General features: G+C 71.7%; 7 protein-coding genes. 6 read left to right on the top strand and 1 reads right to left on the bottom strand.

What is annotated here, in order from left to right; translation table 11 throughout:
• Nucleotides 1-20: 20 nt before the first annotated feature.
• The 4 genes from AC0HS0_RS10510 (at nt 21) to AC0HS0_RS10495 (ending at nt 3,990) form a co-directional block, all read left to right on the top strand.
• The gene (locus tag AC0HS0_RS10510; RefSeq protein ID WP_472964180.1) at nt 21-1,514 is read left to right on the top strand and encodes an NAD-dependent succinate-semialdehyde dehydrogenase; all 1,494 of its coding nucleotides are present in this window, start codon (nt 21-23) and stop codon (nt 1,512-1,514) included.
• Nucleotides 1,515-1,550: 36 nt separating this feature from the next.
• Nucleotides 1,551-2,426, top strand: coding sequence for a universal stress protein (locus AC0HS0_RS10505; protein ID WP_472963870.1), 876 nt, complete (start codon nt 1,551-1,553; stop codon nt 2,424-2,426).
• Nucleotides 2,427-2,552: 126 nt separating this feature from the next.
• Nucleotides 2,553-3,458 carry a ZIP family metal transporter gene (locus AC0HS0_RS10500; protein WP_472963869.1) on the top strand — a complete coding sequence of 302 codons (906 nt, stop codon included), beginning with the start codon at nt 2,553-2,555 and terminating at the stop codon, nt 3,456-3,458.
• Nucleotides 3,459-3,528: 70 nt separating this feature from the next.
• Nucleotides 3,529-3,990, top strand: coding sequence for a phage tail protein (locus AC0HS0_RS10495; RefSeq protein ID WP_472963867.1), 462 nt, complete (start codon nt 3,529-3,531; stop codon nt 3,988-3,990).
• A gap of 24 nt (nt 3,991-4,014) precedes the next feature.
• On the opposite strand, the gene AC0HS0_RS10490 is transcribed toward AC0HS0_RS10495, so the two are convergent.
• On the bottom strand, nt 4,015-4,293 hold the full coding sequence (locus AC0HS0_RS10490) for a three-helix bundle dimerization domain-containing protein (protein WP_472963866.1): 279 nt from the start codon (nt 4,291-4,293) through the stop codon (nt 4,015-4,017).
• Between the two features lie 35 nt (nt 4,294-4,328).
• On the opposite strand from AC0HS0_RS10490, the gene AC0HS0_RS10485 reads away from it, so the two are divergent.
• Entirely contained in the window at nt 4,329-5,024 is a 696-nt protein-coding gene (locus tag AC0HS0_RS10485) for a PhzF family phenazine biosynthesis protein (protein WP_472963865.1), read from the top strand.
• Nucleotides 5,021-5,890, top strand: coding sequence for a virginiamycin B lyase family protein (locus tag AC0HS0_RS10480; protein WP_472963864.1), 870 nt, complete (start codon nt 5,021-5,023; stop codon nt 5,888-5,890). Before AC0HS0_RS10485 ends, AC0HS0_RS10480 begins: the two co-directional genes overlap by 4 nt.
• Nucleotides 5,891-6,000 lie beyond the last annotated feature (110 nt).

The following is a 6,000-nucleotide window of genomic DNA, read 5'->3' as shown; positions in this document are numbered from 1 at the left end:
GCGGAGGCGGTGGCCAACGCATGAGCGCCGTCGACACTGTGACCGAGACCACGACGTTCACCGACCGTGAGCAGGAGCTCCTCGCGCGCGTCCCCGACGGGCTGTTCATCGGCGGCGCCTGGGAGGCCGGAACCCGCGAGCAGATCCAGGTGCAGGACCCGGCCACCGGCCGCGTCATCAAGCGCATCGCCAACGCGACCCCCGAGGACGGCATCCGCGCCCTCGACGCCGCCGTCGCGGCCCAGGAGGCCTGGGCCGCGACCCCGCCGCGCACGCGCGCCGAGATCCTGCGCCGCGCGTTCGACCTCCTGCAGGAGCGCCGTGACGACTTCGCGCTGCTGATGACGCTCGAGATGGGCAAGCCGCTGGCCGAGGCCAACGGCGAGGTCACCTACGGCGGCGAGTTCCTGCGCTGGTTCTCCGAGGAGGCCGTGCGCATCGCCGGTCGCTACGGGCAGAACCCGGAGGGCACCGGCACCATGGTCGTCTCGCAGCGCCCCGTCGGCCCGTGCTTCTTCATCACGCCGTGGAACTTCCCGCTGGCGATGGCGACCCGCAAGATCGCGCCGGCGCTCGCCGCCGGCTGCACGGTCGTCGTGAAGCCGGCCGAGCTGACCCCGCTGACCACGTTGTTCTTCGCCCAGCTGCTCGCCGACGCCGGCGTGCCCGCCGGGGTCGTGAACGTCGTCCAGACGAACACCTCGGGCGCGGTCTCGGCCCCGATCATCGCCGACCCCCGCCTCCGCAAGCTGTCGTTCACCGGCTCCACGCCGGTGGGTCGCGCCCTGCTCGCGCAGGCCGGTCAAAACGTGCTCCGCACCTCCATGGAGCTCGGCGGCAACGCGCCGTTCGTCGTGTTCGACGACGCCGACCTCGACAAGGCGGTGGAGGGCGCGATGCTCGCGAAGTTCCGCAACATCGGCCAGGCGTGCACGGCCGCCAACCGCTTCATCGTGCACGAGGACGTCGCGGACGAGTTCGCCCGCCGCGTCACCGCCAAGGTCGACGCTCTGAAGATCGGCCGCGGCACCGAGGAGGGCATCACCATCGGCCCGCTCATCGACCACCGCGCCGTCGCCACCATGCAGGCGCTGGTCGGCGATGCAGTCGCGCGCGGCGCCCGCGTGCTCACCGGGGGGAACGCACCCGAGGGCGACGGCTTCTTCTACGAGCCCACCGTCATCGTGGACGTGCAGCCCGGCAGCGAGATCCTCCGCGAGGAGATCTTCGGCCCGGTGCTGGCGATCACCACCTTCGCCACCGAAGAGGAGGCCGTGGCACGCGCCAACGAGACCGAGTACGGTCTGGTCGGTTACGTGTTCACGCAGGACCTCGCACGCGGCCAGCGCATGATCGACCGGGTCGACACCGGGATGATGGGGCTCAACACCGGGCTCGTCTCCAACGCGGCCGCCCCGTTCGGCGGTGTGAAGCAGTCGGGCCTCGGCCGTGAGGGCGGGCTCGAGGGAATCCACGAGTACCTCAGCACGAAGTACACGCTGATCCCCGCCTGATCCAGCCGGAGCAGCACGAACCCGAAAGAAGCGACCATGACCAGTACTGAGCGCAGCCGCGTGGCCCAGCGCATCCTCGTCGGTTACACGGCGACCCCGGCCGGCGAGGACGCCCTCGCCGCCGGGGCCGCGCTGGCCGCCTCCGTCGGGGCGGGCCTCGACGTGGTCCTGGTGATGCCGGACACCTCCCGGCGCGGCAACGTGCCGAACGACCCGGCCTACGACGCCCTCCTGCGCGACACCGCGGAGGGCTGGCTGGCGGACGCACGCACCCGCGTGCCGTCGTCGGTCGCCTTCAGCGGGCGGGTCGCCTTCGGCGACTCGCTCGCGGAGGGCCTGCTGGCCTCGGCGGAGGAGCTCGGCTCGACGTTGATCGTCGTCGGCGCCGCGCGTGGAGGCCTGCTCGGCCGGTTCACGGTCGGCTCTGTGGCCGGCGCGCTGCTGCACGCGTCGCCGATCCCCGTGCTGCTCGCCCCGGAGGGCTGGCGCGACCACGCTCCGCAGCTCACCCGGGTGACCAGCATGGTCGGCACGCGGGCCGGCGCGGAGGCCGTGCTCATCACGGGCGAACGGCTGTCCGCGGCGGCGGGCGTCCCGTTGCGGCTGGTGTCGCTGCTCGCGCTCGACCTCCCCGGCGACGCGCGTGCGCCCAAGCAGAACGTCGGCGAGCATCACGCGGCCACCGTGCTGCAGGAGGCCAGCGCGGCCACCGGCGTCGTCGCGACCGCGGTCGTGGCGAAGGGCGACACCATCCAGAACGCGATCTCGCGGCTCGACTGGGAGCCGGGCGAGGTCGTCGTGGTCGGGTCGAGCCGCCTCGCACAGCCCTCGCGGCTCTTCCTGGGCTCGACGGCAGCCGCGATGCTGCGCGAGCTGCCGGTGCCGATGATCGTGGTGCCGCGCCCGGAGTGACGCTCTCTGCGACTCCTCACAGTTGAAACTTTGACTGTGCAGTCCGTGTAAGGGGAGGCTTACCTTACAATCGAATCCGGCCGCAGCCCGTCGGCCGGAATCGACCGCCTTCCGCAAAGGACCATCATGTCTCCCTTGGGTGTCGCCGCTCTCGGCGCCGTCGCCGGCCTCACGATCTTCCTCGGCCTTCCCGTGGGGCGGATCCGCTCCAACGCCGTCGGTCTCAAGGCCGCTCTGAACGCCCTCGCGACCGGCATCCTGATCTTCCTGCTCTGGGACGTGCTGTCGCAGGCGTGGGAGCCGGTCGACACGGCGCTCTCGTCGCACCAGCTCGGCCCTGCCCTCGGACAGGGCCTGCTGATGGCCGCCTGCATCGGCGTCGGCCTCCTGAGCCTGACGTACGTCGACCGGTATATGAAGCGGCGGGCGCTGGCGCTGGCGTCGCCGATCCGACCGCCAGCGGGCCCAGAGGCCGCGCACCACGGCCACGGTTCGCAGACGACGCCGGCCGGCCCGGTCGCCGGCACCGCCACCACCACGGGTGTGGCGATCGTCGCTGCGACCGAGGCGGAGTCGCGGGCGGGTGCGCGCCGGCTCGCGCTCACGATCGCGATCGGCATCGGCCTCCACAACTTCGCCGAGGGCCTCGCGATCGGCACCGCGGCGGCGCAGGGCGAGCTCGCGTTCGCCGTCCTCCTCATCATCGGGTTCGGCCTCCACAACGCCACGGAAGGCTTCGGGATCGTCGCGCCGCTGGGCGGGACGCGGCCGTCGTGGGGCTACCTGGCGCTGCTCGGCCTGATCGGCGGCGGCCCGACGTTCCTCGGCACGGTGATCGGCCAGGCGTTCAGCAGCGACATCGTCTCCATCGCGTTCCTCGGGCTGGCGGCCGGCTCCATCCTGTACGTCGTCATCGAACTGCTCGCGGTCGCTCGGCGCACCGGTCTGAAGACGCTGGTCGCGTGGTGCATCTTCGCGGGGATCGTGGCCGGCTTCGCCACCGACGCGATCGTCACCGCGGCGGGAGCCTGAGCCCGATTCCCCCCTCGGCCCGGCGGTGATTCAGTAGGGTTGTCCCGCAGCGCCGAGAGGAAGGGCAGTCATGCGACAGGTCGTCGATTTCACGAACGTCTCGACGGAGGGTCTCGAGTCGAGCCCCGTCGCCTCCGCCCTCGCCGGCCTGCGCGCGAACGAGTCCCGGTACTTCAAGAACAAGTACGACCACGACTTCGCGACCGCTCCCGCGGCGGAGGAGCAGGAGGCTCTCGACTGGGTCGGCCGCATCCTGAAGGACGAGCGCGACATCGTGATCGCGTCGCCCGCACTCGAGGTGACGTCGTTCGAGGTCGACGGCATCCGGATGGCGTACGTGTTCTACGAGTCGGGGCTGTCGATCAACGTCATGTACACGATCGCCGACGCGGGCAAGCGCGCGGTCGGCTTCAAGCTCTCGGAGGGCATGGAGGTGCCGGAGGAGCTGTCGGCGTTCAAGTTCGCGCGCCAGAAGTCGCGGCTCGCCGGCACGATCCGCGGCTCCTACTTCGTGATCAAGGGCGATTACTGAGTCGATCCTCCGCCCGCTCCCCGTTCACGCCAGTGGCGTCACCTCCGCCATCAACTCGCGTTTGACGTCGTGCTCGATGAGCACCGGGATGAAGTCGCGCACGGGCGCGCCGGTGTAGACCAGGTGGCGCTGGTGCACGAGACCGACGATGCGGTCACGGGGGACCTTCGGGAAACGCTCCGACAACCGGTCGACGGCGTGGCCGATGGCGACCTCCTCGTCGGTCTTCTCGCCGGGCGGCGAGACGAGGGTGACGTCGTCTTCGAGGTTCGGCAACGAGGTGGGGGGTGCTTCGTCACTCATGGCGCGATTATGGCGCGCGTGACAGGGTGGAGGCTATGGATGAAATCGAGGTAGTGGTCGTCCGCGTCTTCACCGACGAACGCGGCACGAACGGCAACGAGTTGGGGATCGTGACCAGCTCATCGGCGACGACAGGACGCGAGCAGGAGATCGCCGCGGCGCTGGGGTTCAGCGAGACGGTGTTCATCGACGCGCTGGACGAGTCCGCCGGCCTCGCGACCATCCGCATCTTCACTCCGGCAGCCGAGCTCCCGTTCGCCGGCCACCCGAGCGTGGGGACCGCGTGGTGGCTGGCGCACGAGCGCACCCCGGTCGGCGCGCTGGCAGAGAAGGCCGGAGACGTGGCGGTCGAGGTCGACCTCGATGCCGATGCGGCCTCCATCGAGGCCCGCGCCGAGTGGACGCCCGCCTTCACCTGGCTGCCGCTCGGCACCCCGGCGGAGGTCGAGGCGCTCGACCCGTTCGCGTTCACCGAGGGCCAGCACTACGCCTACGCGTGGATCGACGAGGCGGCCGGCGCCCTGCGCGCACGCATGTTCGCCCCCGCGATGGGAATCGTGGAGGACGAGGCGACCGGCGCCGCCGCCGTCGCCCTCACCGCGAAACTCGGCCGTGCCTTGCGCATCACACAGGGCGAGGGCTCAGAGCTGGTCACCGAGCCGCTCGGCGACGGCCGCATCCGGGTCGGCGGGACGGTGGTGTACGACCGCACCATCGACGCGACCCTGTGAGCGTCGAGCTCTTTCCGGTCGGCGCGGCCGGCGACGGGCCGGCCCGCGTCGCGGCGACCGACGACGGGGCGGTGTGGTTCACTTTCGGCGAGAACGGGCGGGTCGGGCGACGCGACGCCGACGGCACGCTCGACCACATCGATCTCGGGCCCGGTTCCGAACCGGGCGGGGTCTGTGTCGCCTCGGAGGACACGGTCCGGGTCGTGGATCGCGCGGGCAACCGCCTCGTCCATCTCGGACCGGGGCCGCGCGTGATCGGCGAGACGGCCGTCCCGACGCCCGACGCCGGACCGCTCGCCGCGGTGACGCTGTTCGACGGCACCACCTGGTTCACCGAGCAGTTCGGTGAGGCGCTCGGACGCATCGACATCCTCGGCCGGGTGGAGGAGTTCCCGGTCGGGGTGGAGGGCGGCCCCTCGGGTATCGCCGCTTCGGGCGACAGCATCTGGTTCTCGCTGCAGGGCCACCGGCCCGCGCTCGGTCACGTGCGCGGCGGCGACGCGGCGATCGAGTTCGTGGAACTGCCGCTGGGCTCGGGCCCGCTCGGCGTCGTGATCGCCGACGACGGATCTGTGTGGACCGCGCTGCACGCGGCCGACGCCCTGGCGCGCGTAGACCGCGACCGCACGGTCACGGTGCTCCCGCTCGACGAGGGCGCCGGCCCGTTCACGGTGGTAGCCGACGGCCGTGGCGGCGTCTGGGCGTCGCTGTGGGGAGCCGATGCCCTGGTGCGCGTGACGGCCTCCGGTGAGACCGAGCGCGTCGAACTGCCGGAGGGTGCGGGACCGCGCGGCCTCGCGATCGCGCCCGACGGCGCGGTCTGGGCGGCGCTGGTCTCGGGCGAGCTAGCCCGCGTGCGCGCCTGACCACCTGTTCGCCTGACCACCCGACGACCCTCCCGAACGCAGCGAACGGAGGAGATCCGGCCGATTTCTCGCCCGGATCTCCTCCGTTACCTGCTTTCCACCGGCGCGTC

The sequence above is a fragment of the Leifsonia sp. PARNA 1/14 genome, assembly GCF_055720965.1.
Note: the sequence above shows the minus strand (reverse complement) of the source record. Positions and strands in the feature narration are given on the sequence as shown.

Bases quoted from the DNA above. Each gene is read 5' to 3' on its own strand.
- AC0HS0_RS10495 (WP_472963867.1), top strand. From the start codon at position 3,529: ATGCGACAGGTCGTCGATTTCACGAACGTCTCGACGGAGGGTCTCGAG.
- AC0HS0_RS10490 (WP_472963866.1), bottom strand. From the start codon at position 4,293: ATGAGTGACGAAGCACCCCCCACCTCGTTGCCGAACCTCGAAGACGAC.
- AC0HS0_RS10505 (WP_472963870.1), top strand. From the start codon at position 1,551: ATGACCAGTACTGAGCGCAGCCGCGTGGCCCAGCGCATCCTCGTCGGT.
- AC0HS0_RS10510 (WP_472964180.1), top strand. From the start codon at position 21: ATGAGCGCCGTCGACACTGTGACCGAGACCACGACGTTCACCGACCGT.
- AC0HS0_RS10500 (WP_472963869.1), top strand. From the start codon at position 2,553: ATGTCTCCCTTGGGTGTCGCCGCTCTCGGCGCCGTCGCCGGCCTCACG.
- AC0HS0_RS10485 (WP_472963865.1), top strand. From the start codon at position 4,329: ATGGATGAAATCGAGGTAGTGGTCGTCCGCGTCTTCACCGACGAACGC.